Origin of the sequence: Archangium sp., assembly GCF_036277355.1 — a bacterium.
In the GTDB taxonomy this organism is placed as follows: domain Bacteria; phylum Myxococcota; class Myxococcia; order Myxococcales; family Myxococcaceae; genus Archangium.
This window is the reverse complement of sequence record NZ_DASUNC010000083.1, coordinates 1-20,932: the sequence shown is the minus strand read 5'-3', so window position 1 is coordinate 20,932 and position 20,932 is coordinate 1. Positions and strand designations below refer to the sequence as shown.

15 protein-coding genes are annotated in these 20,932 nt (G+C 70.1%); 10 read left to right on the top strand and 5 right to left on the bottom strand.

The annotated features are described in order from the left end of the window. Positions 1–675: 675 nt before the first annotated feature. From VFZ09_RS22175 to VFZ09_RS22165, 3 genes are all read right to left on the bottom strand, one after another. Complete coding sequence (locus tag VFZ09_RS22175) at positions 676–1,380, bottom strand: hypothetical protein (RefSeq protein ID WP_329729641.1); 705 nt, start codon at positions 1,378–1,380, stop codon at positions 676–678. Between the two features lie 286 nt (positions 1,381–1,666). Then, complete coding sequence (locus VFZ09_RS22170; protein WP_329729640.1) at positions 1,667–3,364, bottom strand: 1-acyl-sn-glycerol-3-phosphate acyltransferase; 1,698 nt, start codon at positions 3,362–3,364, stop codon at positions 1,667–1,669. A gap of 2 nt (positions 3,365–3,366) precedes the next feature. Then, positions 3,367–4,329: an SDR family oxidoreductase gene (locus VFZ09_RS22165; protein ID WP_329729639.1), complete on the bottom strand. Its 963-nt coding sequence runs from the start codon at positions 4,327–4,329 to the stop codon at positions 3,367–3,369. 100 nt (positions 4,330–4,429) lie between these two features. Here VFZ09_RS22165 and mutL point away from each other — a divergent pair, with 100 nt between their 5' ends. The 4 genes from mutL (at position 4,430) to VFZ09_RS22145 (ending at position 8,435) form a co-directional block, all read left to right on the top strand. After that, the gene (gene mutL / locus VFZ09_RS22160; protein WP_329729638.1) at positions 4,430–6,322 is read left to right on the top strand and encodes a DNA mismatch repair endonuclease MutL; all 1,893 of its coding nucleotides are present in this window, start codon (positions 4,430–4,432) and stop codon (positions 6,320–6,322) included. A 72-nt stretch (positions 6,323–6,394) separates the two neighbouring features. After that, positions 6,395–6,550 carry a hypothetical protein gene (locus VFZ09_RS22155; protein WP_198956193.1) on the top strand — a complete coding sequence of 52 codons (156 nt, stop codon included), beginning with the start codon at positions 6,395–6,397 and terminating at the stop codon, positions 6,548–6,550. Positions 6,551–6,553: 3 nt separating this feature from the next. Next, positions 6,554–7,246, top strand: coding sequence for a hypothetical protein (locus VFZ09_RS22150; RefSeq protein WP_329729637.1), 693 nt, complete (start codon positions 6,554–6,556; stop codon positions 7,244–7,246). A 184-nt stretch (positions 7,247–7,430) separates the two neighbouring features. Continuing rightward, entirely contained in the window at positions 7,431–8,435 is a 1,005-nt protein-coding gene (locus tag VFZ09_RS22145) for a tetratricopeptide repeat protein (protein WP_329729636.1), read from the top strand. A 116-nt stretch (positions 8,436–8,551) separates the two neighbouring features. Here the strand turns inward: VFZ09_RS22145 and VFZ09_RS22140 are convergent, their stop codons facing one another. Then, on the bottom strand, positions 8,552–13,330 hold the full coding sequence (locus VFZ09_RS22140; protein ID WP_329729635.1) for an Ig-like domain-containing protein: 4,779 nt from the start codon (positions 13,328–13,330) through the stop codon (positions 8,552–8,554). Positions 13,331–13,516: 186 nt separating this feature from the next. On the opposite strand from VFZ09_RS22140, the gene VFZ09_RS22135 reads away from it, so the two are divergent. After that, on the top strand, positions 13,517–14,449 hold the full coding sequence (locus VFZ09_RS22135) for a hypothetical protein (protein WP_329729634.1): 933 nt from the start codon (positions 13,517–13,519) through the stop codon (positions 14,447–14,449). A gap of 20 nt (positions 14,450–14,469) precedes the next feature. Here VFZ09_RS22135 and VFZ09_RS22130 read toward each other — a convergent pair whose 3' ends face one another. After that, positions 14,470–15,408 (bottom strand): bestrophin family protein, encoded by a 939-nt coding sequence (locus tag VFZ09_RS22130; protein ID WP_329729633.1) that lies wholly within the window; start codon positions 15,406–15,408, stop codon positions 14,470–14,472. A gap of 139 nt (positions 15,409–15,547) precedes the next feature. Here VFZ09_RS22130 and VFZ09_RS22125 point away from each other — a divergent pair, with 139 nt between their 5' ends. The 5 genes from VFZ09_RS22125 to VFZ09_RS22105 are packed head-to-tail and all read left to right on the top strand — an operon-like array spanning position 15,548 to position 20,924. After that, the gene (locus tag VFZ09_RS22125; RefSeq protein WP_329729632.1) at positions 15,548–17,116 is read left to right on the top strand and encodes a urate hydroxylase PuuD; all 1,569 of its coding nucleotides are present in this window, start codon (positions 15,548–15,550) and stop codon (positions 17,114–17,116) included. A 27-nt stretch (positions 17,117–17,143) separates the two neighbouring features. Further along, on the top strand, positions 17,144–18,502 hold the full coding sequence (gene allB, locus VFZ09_RS22120; protein WP_329729631.1) for an allantoinase AllB: 1,359 nt from the start codon (positions 17,144–17,146) through the stop codon (positions 18,500–18,502). A 3-nt stretch (positions 18,503–18,505) separates the two neighbouring features. Further along, complete coding sequence (gene alc / locus VFZ09_RS22115) at positions 18,506–20,068, top strand: allantoicase (protein WP_329729630.1); 1,563 nt, start codon at positions 18,506–18,508, stop codon at positions 20,066–20,068. Between the two features lie 11 nt (positions 20,069–20,079). Next, positions 20,080–20,412 (top strand): hydroxyisourate hydrolase, encoded by a 333-nt coding sequence (gene uraH / locus VFZ09_RS22110; protein WP_329729629.1) that lies wholly within the window; start codon positions 20,080–20,082, stop codon positions 20,410–20,412. Further along, positions 20,409–20,924, top strand: a complete 516-nt coding sequence (locus tag VFZ09_RS22105) for an ureidoglycolate lyase (RefSeq protein WP_329729628.1) — start codon at positions 20,409–20,411, stop codon at positions 20,922–20,924. The genes uraH and VFZ09_RS22105 overlap by 4 nt, the downstream gene beginning before the upstream one ends. Positions 20,925–20,932: the final 8 nt, after the last annotated feature.

The following is a 20,932-nucleotide window of genomic DNA, read 5'->3' as shown; positions in this document are numbered from 1 at the left end:
TCGGTGAGGATTTCACCCATGACGCGCCTCCTGCCGTTTGGTGGTGGTTGTCTGAACAACACCCCTCTACCACTCGGGAGGTCAGGCGCGTCACCCTTCTTTTCCGGTCACCCTCCAGCCCTTCTGGTGAATAAGGCGGGGTCAGTGCAACCGCGCATGCGCGAATGACTTCTGCGTGGATACGGGGCCAGAGTGCACGACGGATGATAGCTGTCCATCGCTTGATGCGCCCTACTGCGTACAGAGCCGGTGCGTGCAATGCCGGGAGCACGGGGACTGCGCCAGCGAAGATGCACGCTGCGTCGAGGGGAGCTGCAAGATGTCGTGCAAGACTGCCGAGAATTGTCCGCCCTTGCATGCGTGCAATGCGGGAACTTGTGTTCCGTCCGGGTGCACGACGGATCGCGAATGCGTCTTCGTGCTGGGTCATCCACGCAGTCGCTGCATGAGCGGCACCTGCTTCGTGGGATGCACGGATGACAGCGAGTGTAATACGTCAGCCTTCGAGGTGTGCCACGAGGGGCGTTGCGTCTTCATGGGCTGCGCAACGGATGCCGAGTGCCGGGCCTACCTGGACCTTTCCAACTCTCCGGATGACATCAAGGCGGTCTGCCGGTGATGGAGAGCAGGTTCAGGGTTGAAGCCATGAACCTGCTCGACGATTCTGGCGAGGTGTTATGGCAGTGCGGCCTTGCAGCCGCTGCTCCAGTTACCCGAGCAGTCGTACTTCTGAGTTGACGTCGTCACTTGGCCGTCTGGCCAGGTAATGGTCGCCGCCCTCCAGACGGACTTCGGAGGCAGGTTCTGGATGTCGATGACCGTCTTCTTGCCCGCCACATTGAGGATGAGTCGCCCGTCAGACTCGGGGCTGCCGTTGCCCCAGTGCTCGACCATGACGTGGTAGAGGCCATTCTCGGGGTTGCTGAGGATGATGTTCTCCGGACCGTAGTCGCCCGTGTCGCTCACGTCCCGCATCGGGTCATCGGACGCATTGCCCTGAACGCCCCAGTCTGGTTGGGAGACAACGCACGAGGACCACGTGCAGTCCGTGGCTTTGTCATTGATTCTACCGCCTGGCTTGATGAGGTGGAGTTCCCAATCGGCGCCCAGGCTGTCCCACGAGACGGTGGCGCGGATATCCGAGGTGACGCAGTCAGTGGTGATGACGCGGGTGACGGCCACGTAGGGTCCAGCAGCGTTGGTCCAAACGGATTTCACGAGTTGCTCCCCGCAGAAGAGTGGCGCGGTGAAGGTGAAGTCTCCTGTCGCCGGGTCGGTCTCGATAGTGCCAGCGAGTTGCTGTCCGTTGGGCCCCCCCACGAAGAAGGTACCGTTGCCCACGGCATTCGAGACCGTCCCCGAGAAGGTTTTCTGGGTCACCGCGCCTGCGTTGAGTTCGAATGTGGTGGCGTCGCTGTCCGGGCATCCGTTGCACGTGTGCTCGCCTGGCTGGGTACGGGCAGGCGCCGGGTCCAGGTCGACGTCCGCCCCCCCGCCCGTACCAGCATCAGGTTCTCCCGGTGTGTCGTCGGGCATGTCGCTGGGATCACAAGCCGCCCCCACCAGCGTGAGAAACACTAGGGACACTCCGAGCCTGCACCAGGAAAGTACCTGCATGGTCGCCGCTCCTTCAGGTTGAACCGAAACAGAAGGTCGTGAAGCGCACTTACCCCGCGAAGACGGAGCGGCGCTCCTTGAGCAGCGCCTGGAGCATGCCCTGGATGGACTCGCGGGTGCGCTCGGTGAGCCGCTGCACCTGGGACATGTCGTCGGCGGCCTCGGGCGGCAGCTCGCCCATGCTGATGGGGTCGCCGAAGCGGATGGTCCACCGGGCCGGCAGCGGCGGCGGCGTCAGCGGCAGGTAGGGCAGCCCCAGGAAGCCGGCCGGCAGCTTGCCGAACAGCGGCACCGTCTCCTCGGCGCCCACGATGGCCACCGGGATGATCGGCGCGCCCGTGCGCAGTGCCAGCTTCACGAAGCCGCCTCGTCCGAAGCGCTTGAGCTGGTAGCGCTGCGCGAAGGGCTTGCTCAACCCCTGGATGCCCTCGGGGAACACGATCACCGGGCGCAATTCGTCCAGCAGCCGCAGCGCGTTCTCCGGGCAGGCCCGCACCGCGCCCAGCCGGTTCATCAGCGTGCCGAGCATCGGCGCGTGGAAGACCTGGTCCTCCGCCAGCCAGCGCGCTTCCTGCAGATCCGGCCGCTCGCGCGACAACGCCTGCTGCAGCACCGGCCCGTCGATGGGCAGCGCTCCCGAGTGGTTCGCCACCAGCAGCACCGGCCCCGCCGGCACGTGACTCGCGCCCTGCACCGACACCCGCCAGTACCGCTCGTAGAGGAAGTCCAGCACCGGCTGCATCACGCCGCCGAGCGCCGCGTCCTTGCCGTACTCGTCGATGGCCGTGCCGCCGCCCATGCCGATGCTCGTGAGCGCCGCGCTCACCAGGCCCTGCGCCGAGCCCATCGTCTTGCCGAACCCCTCACTGGCCAGCGCCTGGAAGGCGGCCTCCTTCGCCAGCGAGAACAGCCCCGCGAAGCGATCCCCCAGCCGGTGCGGCTCGGCTCCGGGAGACTCGGCGGTGAAGAAGGCGTCGGCGTTGCTGCTCACGGCGGGCTGCACCGGCGCCAGCGCGGCCTCCACCTGCACCTCGATGCGCGCCTCCTTGGCGGCCTCGGCCTCGCTGTCCGGGGCGTACTCGTCCTGGCTCGCGTCGAGCACCTCGACGGCCACCGTCTCGGTCACCGTCACTTCCACCGTGTCCTCGAAGCCCGGCACGGCGACCGGTCCCGTGGGCAGCGCCTCTCCGATGGCCTCTTCCAGCTCTCGCAGGGCCTCCACGGCCGACACGGCCTCGGCCGCACGCTCCAGCAGCTCCGCGTCCACCTCGGCCGCCTCGGACCTGGCGGAAGCCGTGGCCTCACGTGGCGCCTCGGCGGAAGCGCGTACCTCGTCCCGGGCCGATGCCGGCGTGACAGGGGGCTCGACCGGAGTGCCCACCGGGGCTCCGGCGGCGCGGACGGCCTCGGGAGGCGTGCGCACCTCGGGCGAGGGCGGCGCGGCGGGAGTCTTCGGGGCCTTCCCCTGGGGGGCCGTGGCCTTCTTCCCCCGCGCACCCGAGGCGGGCTTCGGCGCGGCGGCCTTCTCCGCGACGGGCTTGGGAGCCGGCTTCGGCGCGGCGGCCTTCGCGGCGGGCGCCTTCTTCGCGGCCTTCGCCGGGGCACTCTTCCCGTTGGCCTTGGTGGGCGGAGGCGTGGCCTGGGCCTTCTTCGGCTCCGGGGCCGCCGTACCGGCCGTCCTGGCCTCCCCGGGACGCTGCGCGGCGCCCCGCTGGAAGGGATCGTTCCCGAGCACACCCTTGGCCATGATCAACTCCTCCGCATCGCCGCCACGGCGTCCCGGGCGTGGAACATGGGAATGAAACCGAGCTCTTCCTCGGCCCGCTCGCCGTCGGCGACCCAGCCGTAATGCATGTAGTCGAGCAGGGCGGTGGGGAACCCCGGGCCCCCCAGCGACGTCATCGTCTTCAGGGCCGCACGGTAGAGCGGTCCGGGAAGAGGAAGCGGCTGGGCGCCCGCCTGGCGGATGAGCCCCGAGAGCGGCAGCACCCCGCGTCCCACGATGTTGAACTCGCCCTCGGCGTTGGCGCTCAGCGCCTGGTACAGCGCCCGGGCGGCGTCCTCCTCGTGGAGGGCCTGCCAGAGCGGATCGAACCCCAGCAGCGTGGGCACCACGCGGCGGGCCAGCATCCGCGTGGCCGGGTTGTCCATGTGCGGGCCGAACAGCGGCGCGAAGCGCAGGACGATGACGCGCGTCTCCGGGTGGCGCTCGCGGAAGGTGCGCACCTGCTTCTCCACCTCGACCTTGTCGGTGACGTAGCGGCTGCCGGGGCAGCCCGCCAGCGGCGTGTCCTCGCCCAGCAGGGCGGGGTGCTGGCCGCGCGCCCCATAGAGCGCCGTCAACGAGGGGACGATCAGCCGCGGCACCCGGGCCCTCCCCACCGCGCTCAGCACGTTCATCGTGCCGATGACCTCGAGCTCGTGCGCCAGTGAGCCATCGCGCACCGGCCCATGGAGGAAGGCCAGATGGTAGAAGACGTCCACGGGCAGCTCGGAGAGGGCGTCGGACACCTCGCTCTCCGCGTCGTGCCGCGTGAGGTCCACGCGATGGAAGTCCACCTTGTCACCGGCGGGCTTGGCCACGTCCAGGACCAGGATGCTCTCCACGTCGGGGTCTCGCTCCAACAGTGGCAGCAGCAGCCGGCCGAGGTCGCCGGCAGCGCCCGTCACCGCGACGCGAAGTCCCCCCTTGCTCGCCTGAGTTGCTTCCATACGGGAGTGGGCGTGATAGCTCAGAAGCCCACCGTTGTCAGCCGCGACGCGTCAGGATTGCTGGCCAACTTCCCGGGTCCTGCGCATCATATGACTTCCCATGGCACGTATCGCCCGCCTCAGTGATGTCCTCATCAACAAGATCGCCGCCGGTGAGGTGGTGGAGCGCCCCGCCTCCGTCGTGAAGGAGCTGGTGGAGAATTCCATCGACGCTGGCTCTCGCACCGTGCGCGTGGCCCTGGAGAAGGGGGGCCTGGGGCGCATCACCATCTCGGACGACGGGCATGGCATGGGGATGGAGGACGCGCGGCTGTGCCTGGAGCGCCACGCCACCAGCAAGCTGCGCGAGCTGGACGATCTGTTCACCATCAACACCAAGGGCTTCCGGGGCGAGGCGCTGCCGGCCATCGCCTCGGTGTCGCGCTTCACACTGCACACGGCCGAGCCCGGGGCGCAGGTGGGCACGAGGGTGGTGGTGGAGGGCGGGAGCGAGCCGCTGGTGGAGGAGGCGCCGCCGCGGGTGGGGACGGTCATCTCGGTGGAGGAGCTGTTCTACAACACGCCGGCGCGGCGCAAGTTCATGAAGCGCGAATCCACGGAGCTGCAGCACGCGGAGGAGGCGGTCATCCGGCTGGCGCTGGCGCACCCGGACGTGGCCTTCTTCGTGGAGCACGGGGGCCAGCAGCTCTTCACCAGCCCGGCGAGCCCGGGAGATCCGCGCGAGCGCATCGCCGCGGCGCTGGGGCCGGGGGTGCACCCGCACCTGGTGCCGGTGGAGGAGCGGCGGCTGGGGGTGAGCGTGACGGGGCACATCGCCTCGCCCGAGTACACGCTGCCCAACGCGCGCGGCATCTACACCTTCGTCAACCGCCGCTACATCCGGGACCGGGGCCTCAACAGCGCCATCCAGCGAGGCTTCCAGGAGTTCCTCGCGGCGGGGCGCCAGCCGGTGGTGGTGCTCTTCATCGACGTGGACCCTCGGGCGGTGGACGTGAACGTGCACCCGCAGAAGCAGGAGGTGCGCTTCTCGGACGCCAAGGGCGTGGTGGACACGGTGCACGCGGCCATCTCCCGGGCGCTCCGGGCCGCGCCCTGGCTGGGCAACAAGGGCGAGGGTGGGGGGCCCGAGCAGCCGCGGCAGGCCGCCCACTACGCCATGGCCGTGGAGCGCTTCCTCACCCGCGCGCAGGAGGCCACCTGGGGCGCGCCGCTGCCGCTCCCGGGCACCCAGGACGCGCCCGTGCCCGGGGGAGGCCCCACCTCTCCGCTGCCCTTCGCCCCCTCGTCCATGCCGGGGCCCTTGGGCCTGGCCTTCGCGCCCACCTCCACGCTGCTGCCGGGGCGCGCGCCCGCCTTCGGCCAGGCCCAGCCGCAGCTCAACGAGGCACCGCCGCCGGGCTACTTCGGCGCGCTGCGGCCCATGGGCGTGCTGGGCGAGCGCTTCCACGTGTGCGAGGGGCCGGGCGGCACGCTGGTGGTGCTGGACGCGCACGCGGCCCTGGAGCGGGCGCGGCTGATGGGCTTCCGGCGGATGGTGGAGCGCGAGGAGTCACCGGTGCCCACGCTCTTCGGCGCCACGGTGGAGCTGCCGGTGTCGGTGGCCAAGGCGCTGGTGGAGGGCCGCGAGGCGCTCGCGCGGCTGGGGCTGGAGGTGGAGCCCTTCGGCGGGACGACGCTGGCGCTCAAGGCGGTGCCACCCTCGCTGGTGGGGGCGGACGCCCGGGCGCTGCTGGAGGCCCTGGCGCGGGCCCTGCCGCCGCCCGGCTCGGCCCTGGACGGCACCACGCTGGCCGAGGGCCTCCGGGTGCTGGCCTGCCATGCCGCGCGCCATGCCGAGGGCCAGCTCAGCGAGGGCAAGCTCCGGGCGCTCCTGGGCGAGCTGGACGCGGCGGACTTCCACCCCTCCTGCATCCACGGCACGGTGGTGGTGCTCGAGGTGCCGCTGCTGGAGCTGGAGCGGCGCGCCCTGCGGCCTCCCAACCCGAAAATTTGACCCTCCAAACGTCACTGCTACGGTGCGCCCCCTGCCTGTAGCACCGGGGCGGACTGACGCGAGGAGGAGCGCATGCGCGGCGTGATCACCCTGCGGGACGTGATGGCCAACGTGGGCCTGGTCCGGCGGGAGTTCGGCTCGTTGTGTGTCGTGCGGTGTCTGCTCGCCGCCCTGTCCCGGCGCCGCACCACGTTCCTCGAAGTCGCGCTGCGCCTGAAGGACTCCTGACCGATGCGCCGTCTCACCCTGCTCGCCATCCTGCTCGCCGCCGCGAGCGCCTCCGCCCAGGGGGACGAGGAGCCCCTGCCGCTCAACGGCGTGGGCCGTCTCTCCGTCCAGGCGGGCTGGCGGCTCTCCTCCAACGGCACCTTCTACGACAGCTACTACGCGCTGCCGTCCACCCAGGGCTTCCAGCGTGCCCCCGAGTCTCCGGGCGGCCCCTTCCTGGCGGGCTCCTTCGCCTACGCCGTCACGGAGTTCTTCGAGCTGGGAATCGATCTCTTCGCCACCGGCGAGCAGCTGCGGCTCACGGGGGCCCCCACCATCACCAACGTCACCTATGGCGCGCTGGTGGGCGTGCGCCTGCAGACGCTGCTGGACATCCTCACCCCCGAGGGCGTAGTGCCCTTCGTGGGCGTGCAGTCGGGCCCCACGCTGGCCTACTCGGTGGCCGAGGGGGTGGGCTCGCGCGAGCTCTTCACGCAGGCCTGGGCGGGCACCGTGGGGGCGACCTTCCGCTTCTCCGCCCAGTGGGGACTCACCGCCGAGTACCGCCTGGCCTTCGCCCGGGGCCAGAGCGTCTTCAACAACAAACCCGAGTTCAAGGGGCTCGCCTCCTACAACGCGGGGGGCAACTGGTTCGCGCTGGGGGTGACGTACTTCTTCGCGTCGGATCCCATCCGTCCCTTCTCCTCCTCGCCCTAGCGGCGTGCCGCTGGCCTGGTCCCCTGCTGACGAAGAATGCACCGGAAATTCTTCGGGGCGCGGGGCCTGTTTCCGGGGCCGACCACCACGAAGCGGGTGTGAAAAGTCACCAATCCCGCCCGACGGAGCCCCTACGATGCGCGAAGAGGCCGAGATCATTTCCGGGCCCAACAGGAAGATGTCCATGGCTGCTGAGACGAAGCCGGAGCAGAACAAGGAACTGAGCGAGATCCGCAAGGAGGTCATCGAGGCCCGCAACCTCGTGATCAAGACGGACAGCCTGCTGAAGAACCTTCACGCGGAAGTGAAGGCCATTGGCAAGCGCCACGAGGATCTCCAGAAGCGGCAGTGGATCTCCTCCGGCGTGGCGTACGCGATCTTCGCGGCGTTGTGCGTGGCGGGCGCGGTGATGGTGAGCTCGGCGAAGAGCTCCGGCGCGACGGCCGAGCGCGAGCGCCTGGAGAAGGCGGTGGCCGAGCTGACGACGCAGCTGGACAAGCAGCGCACGGAGACGACGGCGACGCAGGCGGCCCAGCGCCAGGCGGCCGAGGTCTTCCGGCTGATGACGACGCTGCCGGGTGACGAGCGGCTCAAGGGCGTGGACGAGCTGGTGAAGCTGGACACCTCGAAGCTGACGCAGCTGGAGCGCCACGCGCTCAACGACAAGGCGGCGCAGCTGCGCCGGGAGATTGGCGACGCGGCGCTCGAGCGCGGCAAGACGGCCTTCCGCCGCAACGACATGAAGACGGCGATCGAGGAGATCACGCGCTTCGTGGCGATGAATCCTCCGGCGGAGCAGCTGGTGGAGACGTCCTTCTTCCTGGGCGTGGCCTACAACAACGAGAGGAAGCACGAGCAGGCGGTGCCGCAGCTGACGCGCTACATCGAGAGCGACCGGAAGGCGAAGAACCGCGACTACGCGATGCTGCTGCTGGCGCAGTCGCTCCAGGAGACGGGCCAGCTGGAGAAGGCCGTGCAGGTGGTGAACGACGGCGTGACGCAGCACCCGGCGAGCGAGTACATCCCGCAGTTCCGTGGCCGTCTGGCGACGGTGCGGCGGCTGATGTCGGGTGGCACGGCGGCGGTTCCGGCGTCTGGGACTCCGGGGGCCACGGCGGCTCCGGCGGGTGGGGCTCCGGCTCCGGCGGCGCAGCCCGCCACGGCGCCCGCGCCCGCTCCGGCGCAGTAGCCCTGTCCTCCCTCCGTCCTCCCTCTCCCTCTGGGAGAGGGCCGGGGTGAGGGTCTTCCCAACCAGGGGCCTGGGTTCCAGACAGAGGAACCCGGGCCCTTCGTTTTTGTCGCCCGCTAATTGCTCACGGTGATGGAGACGGTGGCGCTGTAGGCGGCGTTGCCGGCGGGATCATAGGCGCGGCTCCTGAGCGTGTAGGCGCCGTTGGCCTTGCCGGTGGTGTCCCAGGAGAACGAGTAGGGCGCCGTGGTGGTGGAGCCCAGCAGGGTGGAGCCCAGGTAGAACTCGACCTTGGACACGGTGCCGCGGTCATCGTTGGCGGTGGCCTGGAGGAGGACGGTGCCGGAGAGGACGGCGCCCGCGGTGGGCGAGGTGAGGGAGGTGGTGGGGGCCGTCAGATCGTTGTCGAAGACGACGCTGACGGGAGCGGAGGTGGTGAGGTTGCCGGAGGTGTCATAGGCCTTGGCGGTCAGCGCCCGGGTGGCGTTGGAGAGGTTGCGGGTGTTGTAGCTGCAGGAGTAGGGGGCGGAGATGTCGGTGCACAGCAGGGTGCTGTTGGCATAGAGCTCCACCTTGTACATGCCCTTGTCGTCCGTGGCGGTGGCGTTGAGGGTGATGGTGCCGGTGACGGTGGAGCCGTCGGTGGGCGTGGTGATGGCCACCGTGGGCGGGGTGAGGTCGTTGTTGGCGGTGACGGTGACGGGAGCGGAGGTGGTGCTGTTGCCCGCGGCATCCAGCGCCCGGGCGGTCAGGACACGGGGGCCGTTGGCGCCGTTGCGGCTGTTCCAGGACAACGAGTAGGGCGAGGTGGAGTCGGAGCCCACGAGCGTGGAGCCGTCGTAGAACTCCACCTTGGAGACGCCCACGTTGTCGGAGGCGGCGGCCGAGACGGTGACGCTCCCCGTGACGGTGGCACCGGCGGCCGGAGCCGTGAGGGACACCGTGGGCGGCACGAAGTCATTGTCGAGGGTGACGTTCACGGCGGAGCCTCCGGAGGAGAAGCCCGCGGCGTCGAAGGCGACGACGGAGAGCGAGTAGGCGCCATTGGGGACGGAGCGCGTGTCCCACGCCAGGGAGAAGGGCGCGGAGGTGGCGGAGCCCAGCAGGGTGGAGCTGGCGTAGAAGTCCACGCGGGCCACGCCGAAGTTGTCGGAGGCGGAGGCCGTGAGGGTGACGGTGCCCTTGAGGGTGGCGCCCGCGGCCGGAGCGGTGAGCGAGGCGGAGGGCGGCGTGGTGTCCACGTCGGTGCCCACGGCGAACACCAGGTCATCGTGGTCGTTCACCGTGCCCGCGTTGCACTCGGAGGGAGAGCCTCCACTCCGGTAGACGGCGCGCAGGGCCTGCAGGGAGCCCGAGGGCAGCAGGTACGTGGTCGACAGGACCCGGGCGCCGGTGCCGGTGGGGGTCAGGGTGGTGAAGTACGTCCACGACGGCGCGCCCGCGTCCGAGGCGTAGAAGAGATCCAGCCGCTCGTTGGCCGTCGAGCTCACCCAGACGGTGACGTCGACCTTCACCTGCTTGCCGGGGGCGAAGGGCGTCCCATCCGCTCGCGAGACCAGGATTTGATCGATCGACGGACTGGCGTGGAAGGTGCCACTCGTCCCATCCGCGCACGAGCCGCCCAGGGTGTTGGGCTGATGGGGCTCGGGGCCGAGGTTGGCCCGGCCCTTCACCAGCGTGGTGGTGTCGCAGCGGTACGTGACATCCGGGCACAGGGGCACTCCGCGCGTGGCGTCGTAGCCGGCGGTGCCGGGGTGGAAGATGCTGACGGAGACGGTGGCGCTGTAGGCGGCGTTGCCGGCCGGATCGTACGCGCGCGTCTTGAGCGTATAGGAGCCGTTGCCCTGGCTGTTGGTGTCCCAGGCGAAGGAGAAGGGCTCGGTGGTGTCGGAGCCCAGCAACGTCGAGCCCAGGTAGAACTCGACCTTGGACACGGTGCCGCGGTCATCGCTGGCGGTGGCCTCGATGGGGACGATGCCGGAGACGGTGGCGCCCGCGGCGGGCGAGGTGATGGCGGAGGTGGGGGCCGTCAGGTCGTTGTCGAAGACGACGTTGACGGAGGAGAGGGCCATGTTGCCGGCGGTGTCATGGGCCCTGGCGGTCAGGACCCGGGCCCCGTTGGAGAGGCCGCGGGTGTTGTAGCTGCAGGAGTAGGGCGCGGAGATGTCGGTGCACAGCAGGGTGTTTCCGGCGAGGAACTCCACCTTGTACATGCCCTTGTCGTCCGTGGCCGTGGCGGTGAGGGTGATGGTGCCGGTGACGGTGGAGCCCTCGGCGGGCGCGGTGAGGGCCACCGTGGGCGGGGTGAGGTCGTTGCTGGCGGTGACGGTGACCGGGGCGGAGGTGGCGCTGTTGCCCGCGGTGTCGATGGCCCGGGCGGTCAGCGTGCGCGAGCCGTTGGGGCCATTGCGGCTGTTCCAGGACAGCGAGTAGGGCGAGGTGGAGTCGGAGCCCACGAGCGTGGCGCCGTCGTAGAACTCCACCTTGGAGATGCCCACGTTGTCGGAGGCGGTGGCCGAGACGGTGACGCTCCCCGTGACGGTGGCGCCAGCGGCCGGGGCGGTGAGGGACACCGTGGGCGGGGTCCAGTCGTTGTCGACGTTGACGGTCACGGCGGAGCCTCCAGCGGAGGACAGGCCCGCGGCGTCGAAGGCGACGACGGAGAGGGAGTGGGCGCCATTGGGGACGGAGCGGCTGTCCCACGAGAAGGTGAAGGGCGCGGAGGAGTCGGAGCCCAGCAGGGTGGAGCCGGCGTAGAAGTCCACGCGGGTCACGCCGAAGTTGTCGGTGGCGGAGGCCGAGAGCGTGACGGTGTTCTTGACGGTGGCGCCCGCGGCCGGAGCGGTGAGGGTGGCGGTGGGCGGCGTGGTGTCCACGTCGGTGCTCACGGCGAACACCAGGTCATCGTGATCGTCCATCTCGCCCGAGGAGCAGGGCATGGGCATGCCATAGGTGCGGTAGACGCCGCGCACGGCCTGCAGGGTGCCCGCGGGCAGCACGTACGTGGTGGACACCGTCAGGTAGCCGCTGGTGTACGGGCTCAGGGTGGTGAGGTACGTCCACGACGGCGCGTTCGCGTCCGCGGCGTAGAAGAGATCCAGCTTCTCGTTGGAGGGATCGAGGCTCGCCCAGAAGTTGACCTCGAGCTTCACTTCCTTGCCGGGAGCGAAGGCCGTCCCATCCACCCGGATGACGCGGATCCGCTCCAGCGAGGGATCGAACTGGTACAGGCCGTAGAGGCCCACCTGGCCGTCCGCGCAGGAGCCGCCCAGGGTGTTGGGCTGGTGCTGCTCGGGGCCGAAGTTGACGCCACGGCCGGCGAGCAGCCCCATGGAATCGCAGCTGCTGCTCGGGGTGAGGCAGCGCGGCACGCGCATCACCGGGTCGTAGAGCGCGATGCCCGGGTTGTCGAGCGTCACGTCGACGGAGCTCGCCGCGCTGTTGCAGCTGCTGTCGAAGGCGCGCGCGGAGAGGGTGGCCGCGCCGTTGTCGTGGCTCCGGCTGTCCCAGACGAGCGAGTAGGGCGCCGTCGTGTCGGAGCCGATGAGCTGGCCATCGGCGTAGAAGTCCACGCGGGTGACGCCCACGTCATCGGACGCCGTGGCGGTGAGGGTCACGTTTCCACCGAGCGTGGCCCCGTTGGCGGGCGCGGTGAGCGACACCACGGGGCGCACGGAGTTGCCCTTGCCCATGCAGGCCGAGTGCAGCAGCCGGTTCGGCGAGCCGAGGCCGGGCTCGACGACGAGATCCGGGGTCGAGCGGGCGATGATCTCCTCGTTGACCTCGGCGGGCGTCGCGGTGGGGTGCCCCTCCAGGTAGAGGGCGACGGCACCGGAGACGTGGGGCGTGGCCATGGAGGTGCCATCGGCGTACTCCATGTCCGTGTCACCCGTGAACCAGGCCGAGAGGATGCCCTGGCCCGGCGCGAAGAGGTCCACGCAGGTGCCGTAGTTGGAGAACCAGGCGCGCGCGTCGTACTCGTCCGTGGCGCCCACGGTGAGGGCCTGCGGAGCGCGGGCGGGGGACGTGGAGCAGGCCTCCCAGCCGTCGTTGCCCGCGGCGACCACGAAGGTGACGCCCGAGGCGATGGTGGCCGTCACCGCGTCATCCAGCGCCTGCGTCGCCTCGCCTCCGAGGCTCAGGTTGGCCACGGCCGGCGTCTCGTGGTTCGCGGCGATCCAGTCGATGCCGGCGAGCACCTGCTCCAGCGTGCCCTGGCCCTCGCAGTCGAGCACGCGCACGGGGTGGATCAGCACGTCCTTGGCGACGCCCACCGTGGTGCCGCCCACCGTGCCGGCCACATGGGTGCCATGGCCGCGGCAGTCCTCCGTGCCCAGCCCGTCCCCGATGGAGTCGAAGCCGGGCCGCATCCGGCCCGTGAACTCGACATGGGTGGACAGCACGCCCGTGTCCACGATGTACGCGTGCACCCCGGCGCCCGTGTACTCGTAGCTGTAGGTGCCATCGAGTGGCTGGTTCCGCTGGTCGATGCGATCCAGGCCCCAGATGGCGTTGCTCTGCGTGCCCGACTGGCGGAAGAGGCGATCCTGCTCGATGTAGCGCACGCGCGGGTCCGCGCTCATGCGCCGCGCGGCCTCCTCGGACATGGCGGCCGTGAAGCCCTTCAGGGCATGGGTGTACGTGCGCCGCACCTGGGCCCCGTGGGTCCCCGCCAGGCTCGTGACGCGCTTCCGGGTGTCCTCCGCGGAGGCCGCCAGCCCCTTCTCCTCCGCGAGCACGACGATGTAGCGGTCCTGGACGGCCCGGGCCGGTTTCGCGAGCCGGAGCTTCTGCGTGGAGGTGGCCTCCGGGGGAGCAGTCTCCGGTGACTGCTCGCATCCCACGGCGAGCAGGCAGGCAGCGAAGAGGACGATGGTCCACAGCCGAGTGCGCATGGAAACCCCCTGGGTTTTTCGGTGGCGCGTCGGTGAATCATCTCAGGATCGGTGTGGTCGGGACCAGACCCCCAGATCCGAATGTCAGGATGTTCCTGGGATTCCAGCCCCCACTATCGGGTGGACGTGCCCGCCGGTTAGCGTCGCGGCTCTTCTCGTCGCGACCCCTCAGGGGGGGAGGACTGCATGCGTACTCGTTGGCTGGCGGTAGTGGCGATGTCCGGACTGTGGGTGGGCTGTGGGGGCCCGGCGGCGGAGGCGCTCAACAAATACAAACCGGCCTCCCTCGCGTCCCAGACCGATGTGAACGAGTGGGCGGAGCGCTCCAGCGCCCCCCTCATCTACGCCACCACCAACGCGGCGGCCACGCTCGTGACCGTGGTGGCGGGTTCGGACGGAAAGGATCCCGACTGTCCGGTCGAGAAGAAGGACGGCAACACCACGCGCCTCACCGGAGGCTGCACCGACAAGAACGGTGTGGAGTGGCTCGGCTCGATGGAGCTGGTGTCCGAGGGCGAGGACTCCCGGAATGCCCGCTACACCTATGACGGCTTCGGCTACCAGAAGCCCTTCAGCTGTGAGGGCCAGACCGGCAAGAACAAGGCCATCTTCGATGGCACCATCTCGGTGACCGGCACCGCATCGAAGAAGGAGTTCACGATCGATCTCCGCCAGGAGGCCGCCGGGCAGCAGAACGAGGGCTCCTGCGACACCACCAACGCCTCCGCGGCCTGGGAGTACAAGGGGACCGTCGACGGCGCGGACTCCCCCCTGGGCGAGGGCAAGCAGACCTGGAGCGGCAAGGGCCGCATCGGCTACGAGACGCGGGGCCTCGTCGAGGTGGAGACGAAGGCCGAGGTGGTGGATGGCTCGGTGTGCGACTCCGAGGCGGCCTCGGGCAGCACCACCATCAAGTCGGGCGGCCACACCGCGGTCATCACGTACGATGGCGCCACGGACTGCGAGGAGAGCAGCACCGTGCAGTGGAGCCTCGATGGAAAGGCCTCGGGCGAGTTGGAGGGCATCCAGTGCTCGGCCGCCAGTGGCCCCACCTTCGCGGCGTGGAGCGTGGCCCTGCTCGGCGCGCTGGGGCTGATGCGCCGCCGCGCCCGGCGCTGAGCCCACGCCCCCCCGGCGGCTCACGCCAACGGAGGGGGCGGCTTCGGCTCCGCGATCCCCGGGTAGCTCAGCGCGGGGCTGTCGATGACCTGGTGGGTCCATGGCACCAGGTCATCGAGGATCCGCGCGATGCCCCCGGAGATCTCCTCGAGCGGGAGATCGTTGTCCTCGGTGCCGAAGGGCTCCTCGATCTCCACGCCAATCTCCTCGATGCCCAGGAAGGTGTGGGCGATGAGCAGGACGACGGGCACGGTGGACCAACCGAAGGACTCCACGAGGGCGAAGGGCAGGCCGAGGATGAAGAGGATGAGCGTGCGGCGCAGGTGGAGCATGTACGCGAAGGGCATGGGCGTCCGGACGATGCGCTCACACCCGCCCTGATAGTCGATGAGGAGCTGGACGTTGCGGTCGAGCTCCATCTGGATGATGTCGGAGATGAGCCCCTGGCGGCGGGCCTCGACGAGGGTGGCGGACATGCGCATCGCCACCGCGACGCCGGCGTTGCGCGCGTTGAGGATCTGCTCGATCTCCGCGCGAGGGAGCACGGCCGCGGCGGGCCCGAGGTCATCCCCCCCGCTCCGGAGGACCCGGGTCAGCGCGAACGGGTACACCGCCGTCCACGCCGCCAACCGGCGCACCAGCTCGGGCGAGGGGATGTTCAGCGCCGCCGCGCGCACGAGATTCCGCGTCTCGTTGACGACGCCCCCCCACAGCTTCCGTCCCTCCCAGAACCGGTCGTAGGAGGAGTTGGTGCGGAACACGAGCAACAAGCTGAGCACGGTGCCGGCCAGCGTGTGCCCGGTGGCCGGGACGTCCACCTCGCGGACGTGCCGGTGGAACCAGACCACCGCCACGCTCCAGGCCACGAACAGGCCGAGCCGCCCGACGATCTCCTTGAGGATGCCGCCGCGGAGTTTGAGGAGGTGCCGCCACCAGTGATGCGGGTCGTAGTGGATCATGGATTTTGACGGGCCGTGTCAGTCGCCCGCGCGGCGGGTTTTCGCCCAGGAACCGCGGAAGTTCCATCGGGATCTGTTGGCTTCCCCACCTTTGTTCGGGGGCTGCTTTCCGGGAAAACGCGGTAGAGTCGCGGCCATCATGTCCGCCTTCATCCATGAATGGCTGAACCTCCTGGTGCGCTGGGTCCACGTGATCGCGGCGATCATGTGGATCGGAGATTCGTTTCTCTTCATGTGGCTCGACAGCCACCTCACCGCGCCGAGCCGCCCCCGCGAGGGCGCCGTGGTGGGCGAGCTGTGGATGACCCACAGCGGTGGCTTCTACGAAGTGGTGAAGCGCAAGTCGCTCGCCCAGGGCGAGATGCCGGACACGCTCTACTGGTTCAAGTGGGAGAGCTACACCACGTGGATCAGCGGCTTCCTGCTGCTCATCATCGTCTTCCACCTCAACGGCGCGTCACTGCTCATCGACCCGGGCGTCTACCCGCTCACCGGCTGGCAGGCCACCGCCATCAGCCTGGGCCTGCTGCCGCTCGCGTACGGCCTGTACGAGCTGCTGTGGAAGACGCCGCTGGCGAAGAACAACCGGGCGTTCGCCGCGGTGGGGCTCGTGTTGATCACCGGGCTGGCGTACGTGCTCACCCACGTCTTCAGTGCCCGGGGCGCGTACCTGCAGGTGGGCGCCACGCTCGGCACCATCATGGCGGCCAACGTGTTCTTCCGGATCATCCCCGCGCAGCGCTACATGCTCGCGATGACCCGCGAGGGCAAGCCGGTGGACACCACCCTGGGCCTGCGCGCCAAGGGCCGCTCCATCCAGAACCACTACCTGACGCTGCCCGTGCTGTTCACGATGATCTCCAACCACTTCCCGAGCACCTATGGGGGCTCGAAGCCGTGGCTGGTGCTCGGGCTGCTGTTCGTGGTGGGCGCGGGTCTGAAGTACGCGATGAACTTCCGGGCCCATACGCCGCCGCTGGCCTGGGCGGGCACGGGCCTGGCGCTGGTGGGGGTGATCGTCCTGACGCGGCCGCCGCCGGATCCGGCGCTCGAGCAGTTCGCGGGCAAGCCGCCGGTGAAGTTCGAGCAGGTGGCCACGGTGATGCAGACGCGCTGCACCACCTGCCACGCGGCACGGCCCTCGAGCCCCATGTTCGCCGCGCCGCCGCAGGGCGTGATGCTCGACACGCCGGATGCCATCCGCACCCACGCCGATCGCGTCTTCGTGCGCGCGGTGTCCACCAAGACGATGCCGCTCGGCAACCTCACGGGCATGACGGAGGACGAGCGCGCGCTGGTGGGAGCCTGGTTCGCCCAGGGCGGTGAGGTGCCCTCGGACGCGAAGATGCCCGACCTCGTCGCTCCGCCCGTGGCCGCCGCCGCTCCGGCCGCCGCGCCCACGGCGGGGGCCGCGCAGGTGGACATCCCGGAGTCTTCGCGCAACTACTTCGCCTCGGTGTGCAGCACCTGCCATGGCCCCAACGGAGCGGGGGATGGCGCGGTCTCGGCGGCGCTGAATCCGAAGCCGCGCAACTTCGGCGACAAGGCGTGGCAGCAGAGCATCACCGACGACGCCATCAAGAAGGTCATCCTCGAGGGCGGGGTGTCGGTGGGGAAGAGCGCGGTGATGCCGCCGAACCCACCGCTCGCGGACGATGCCGAGACGCTCAACGGCCTCGTGAAGCTCATCCGCGCCTTTGGCGCTTGAAGCAGGGACTCCAGAGGGGAAGAACAGATGCAGCCGTTCATCGTGCGCGGCCGTCGTGTGCTGACGCCGCAGGGAATCCGTCCCGCGGCGATCCACATCCAGGACGGACGAATCTCCAAGGTGGAGGCGGGTGACACCGTGCCTCCGGGCGCCAACGTGCTCGAGGCGGGCGAGCTGCTCGTCACGCCGGGCGTCGTCGACAGCCATGTCCACATCAACGAGCCGGGCCGCACCGAGTGGGAGGGCTTCGAGACGGCGACGGCGGCCGCCGCGGCGGGGGGCATCACCACCGTGGTGGACATGCCGCTCAACTGCATCCCCGCCACCACCACGCGCGAGGCGGCCGAGGCGAAGCTCGCGGCGCTCGAGGGCAAGCTGCACGTGGACGTGGCGTTCTGGGGTGGGGTGATTCCCGGGAACGCGGATGCGCTCGAGGGGCTCGCGAAGTTCGGCGTGCCCGGCTGCAAGTGCTTCACCTGCCCGTCCGGCGTGGACGAGTTCCCCCACGTCACGCGCGAGGACCTCGACGTGGCGCTGCCGAGGCTCAGGGATCTGGGGCTGACGCTGCTCGTGCACGCGGAGGCGCCGGGTCCGCTCGACGCGGCGGAGCGGGCCATCGCCGGGAAGGATCCCCGGGATTACCGCACCTACCTCGGCTCCCGGCCACGCGCGGCGGAGGACGAGGCCATCGCGATGGTCATCGACCTGTGCCGCGAGCACCGGGCGAGCGCCCACATCGTGCACCTGTCGAGCGCGTCCGCGCTGCCGATGATCCGCGCCGCGCAGCAGGAGGGCGTGCGGATCACCGCCGAGACGTGCCTGCACTACCTGGCCTTCACCGCGGAGGAGATCGCCGCGGGGGCCACGAGCTTCAAGTGCGCGCCGCCCATCCGCGAGGCGGAGAACCGCGAGCTGCTCTGGCGCGGGCTCGAGGACGGGACGATCGGCATGGTGGTGTCGGACCACTCGCCGTGCACGCCCGCGCTGAAGAAGCCGGAGGCCGGTGACTTCCTCCAGGCGTGGGGAGGCATCAGCTCGCTGCAGCTCGGGCTGTCGGTGCTCTGGACGCTGGCGAAGGAGCGCGGCTATTCCGTGGAGCAGATGTTCCGCTGGAACGTCGAGGGCCCGGCGCGGCTCGCGGGCGTGTCGGACCGGAAGGGGCGGCTGGCGCCCGGGTACGACGCGGACCTGGTGCTCTGGGACGACACGGCCTCCTTCGTGGTGCAGCCCGAGGCCATCCGCCACCGTCACCCTGTGACGCCCTACGCGGGCCGGCGGCTGTTCGGGCAGGTGAAGAAAACCCTCGTCGGAGGCCGGATGGCGTATGACGCTGCGTCCAACCAGCCCCCGGCCACCGTTGGCCGCTTCCTGGCGGTTCGGAGGTAACCCGTGGCAACGCATCAGCCCGTCCCGGCGGAGCTCAAGGGACTCGTGGATCTCTCGTCCGACCTGCTCGGCACGTTCGTGCTCTACGCGACGGACGACTACTTCGCCGAGAAGGAGAACCTGCTCAAACCGGGCCCTCCCGAGTGGCGCGAGGGCGCGTACACCGACAAGGGCAAGTGGATGGACGGCTGGGAGTCGCAGCGCAAGCGCGAGCCCGGCCATGACTTCGCCATCATCCGCCTGGGCGCGCCGGGCCGGGTGCGCGGGGCACTCGTCGACACCACCCACTTCAAGGGCAACGCGCCCCAGCAGATCATGCTCGAGGGGCTCGAGGCGCCGTACACCGCCACCCCGGCGCAGCTGCTCGCGGACGAGCGGTGGGTGCCCATCATCGCTCAGAGCGCGGTGAAGCCGGACTTCCCGAACGTCTTCACGCTCGACACGCCGAGCGCGCGCGTGACGCACGTGCGGCTGCGCATCTACCCGGACGGCGGCGTGGCGCGGCTGCGCATCTACGGCGACGTGCTGGCCGAGGACCGCACCTTCTGGCGTCCGGGTAGCGTGGACCTGGGGGCGGTGGAGAACGGTGGCACCATCGCGGCCAAGAGCGACGAGTTCTTCGGCCCACCGGCGAACATGCTGCTGCCCGGGCGCGGCGTGAACATGGGCGATGGCTGGGAGACGAAGCGGCGGCGCACGCCGGGCAGCGACTGGGCGGTGGTGAAGCTCGCGCGGCGCGGGGTGCTCGAGCGCATCGAGCTCGACACGCACTTCTTCAAGGGCAACGCGCCGCAGGCGGCGCTCATCGAGGCCGTGGACGCGACGGGCATGGAGGCGGAGGCCCTGCAGTCACTGCTCGGCTCCGCCTCGCCGAGCGGCTGGCGGGTGCTCGTGGACAAGACGGCGCTCGTCCAGCACCGGCGGCACCAACTGGAGCCCATTCACGCCATGCCCGTCACGCACGTGCGCGTGCACATCTTCCCGCACGGCGGCGTGAACCGGCTGCGGCTCTTCGGGTACGCGCTCGACACCGAGGCGGAGGCCACGGTGCTGAAGCGGCTGAACGCGCTCGACGAGAAGGAGGCGCGGGCGGTGTTCCAGGCGTGCTGTGGCTCCTCGGCGTGGGTGGACGGGATGATCGCCCGGCGGCAGTTCGCGAGCGTGCGGACCCTGTTCGCGTCGGCGGACACGGTGTGGTGGTCGCTCGGGGTGAAGGACTTCCTGGAGGCGTTCGCGGCGCACCCGCGCATTGGCCAGACGAAGAAGGCGGCGCCCCAGAGCGAGAAGTCCGCGGAGTGGAGCAAGGGAGAGCAGCGCTCGGTGGCGCAGGCGGATGCCGCGACGCTGGAGCGGCTCGCGAAGCTGAACGACGAGTACTACGAGAAGTTCGGTTTCACCTTCATCGTGTTCGCCACGGGGAAGAGCGCGCCGGAGATGCTGGAGCTGCTCGAGCAGCGGGTGCAGCGCGGCAAGACGGACGAGGTGGAGACGGCCGCGGGGGAGCAGGCGAAGATCACGCGCGTGCGGCTGGAGAAGTGGCTGCGCGAGCAGATGGCGGGACGCTGAAGGAGAGGCACATGGGCATCAGCACGCACATCCTGGACACCTCCCGTGGCCGCCCCGCCGAGGGCGTCACGGTGACGCTGCACGCGCAGCAGGGCGGTGAGTGGAAGGAGCTGGCGCGCGGCGTGACGAACGCGGACGGACGCGTGAAGCCGCTGCTGGAGACGAGTCCGGCGGCGGGCGTGTACCGGCTCTCGTTCGAGGTCGCGCCGTACTTCACGCGGCACGGCACGGAGAGCTTCTACCCCTCGGTGTCGGTGGACTTCCGGGTGAACGCGCCGTCGGAGCACTACCACGTGCCGCTCTTGCTCAACCCCTTCGGCTTCTCGACGTACCGGGGCTCATGAGCACGCCCCGGATCATCCGCGCGAGGCCGCTGACGCCGGACGCCTTCGCCCCGTATGGAGACGTCGTCTCCGCGGGGCTGAAGAGTGGCACGTCGGCGAACCAGGGCACGGCGGTGCGGTTCGACTGGTCGGCCCGGCTGCAGAGCGATCGCCCGGGGGCGAAGCCGAACCTCGCGGTGTTCCGCTCGGTGCCGCAGCCGCTGCCCTTCACGGTGAAGCTGCTCGAGCACCACCCGCACTCGAGCCAGGCCTTCCTGCCCATGGTCTGCGCGCGCTTCCTGGTGTGCGTGGCGCCGGCGGATGCCTCGGGAGGCCCGGACGTGGAGCGGCTCGCGGCGTTCGTGTGCGGCCCGGGGCAGGGGGTGAACTACCACCGGGGCGTGTGGCACCACCCCATCATCGCGCTGGAGGCCCCGGCGGAGTTCGCGATGCTCGCCTGGGAGGACGGCGGCGCGGGAGACTGCGTGGTGCGGCAGTTCCCGGAGCCGCTGCGCGTCCTCGTCGAGGTCTGAGCCCTTAC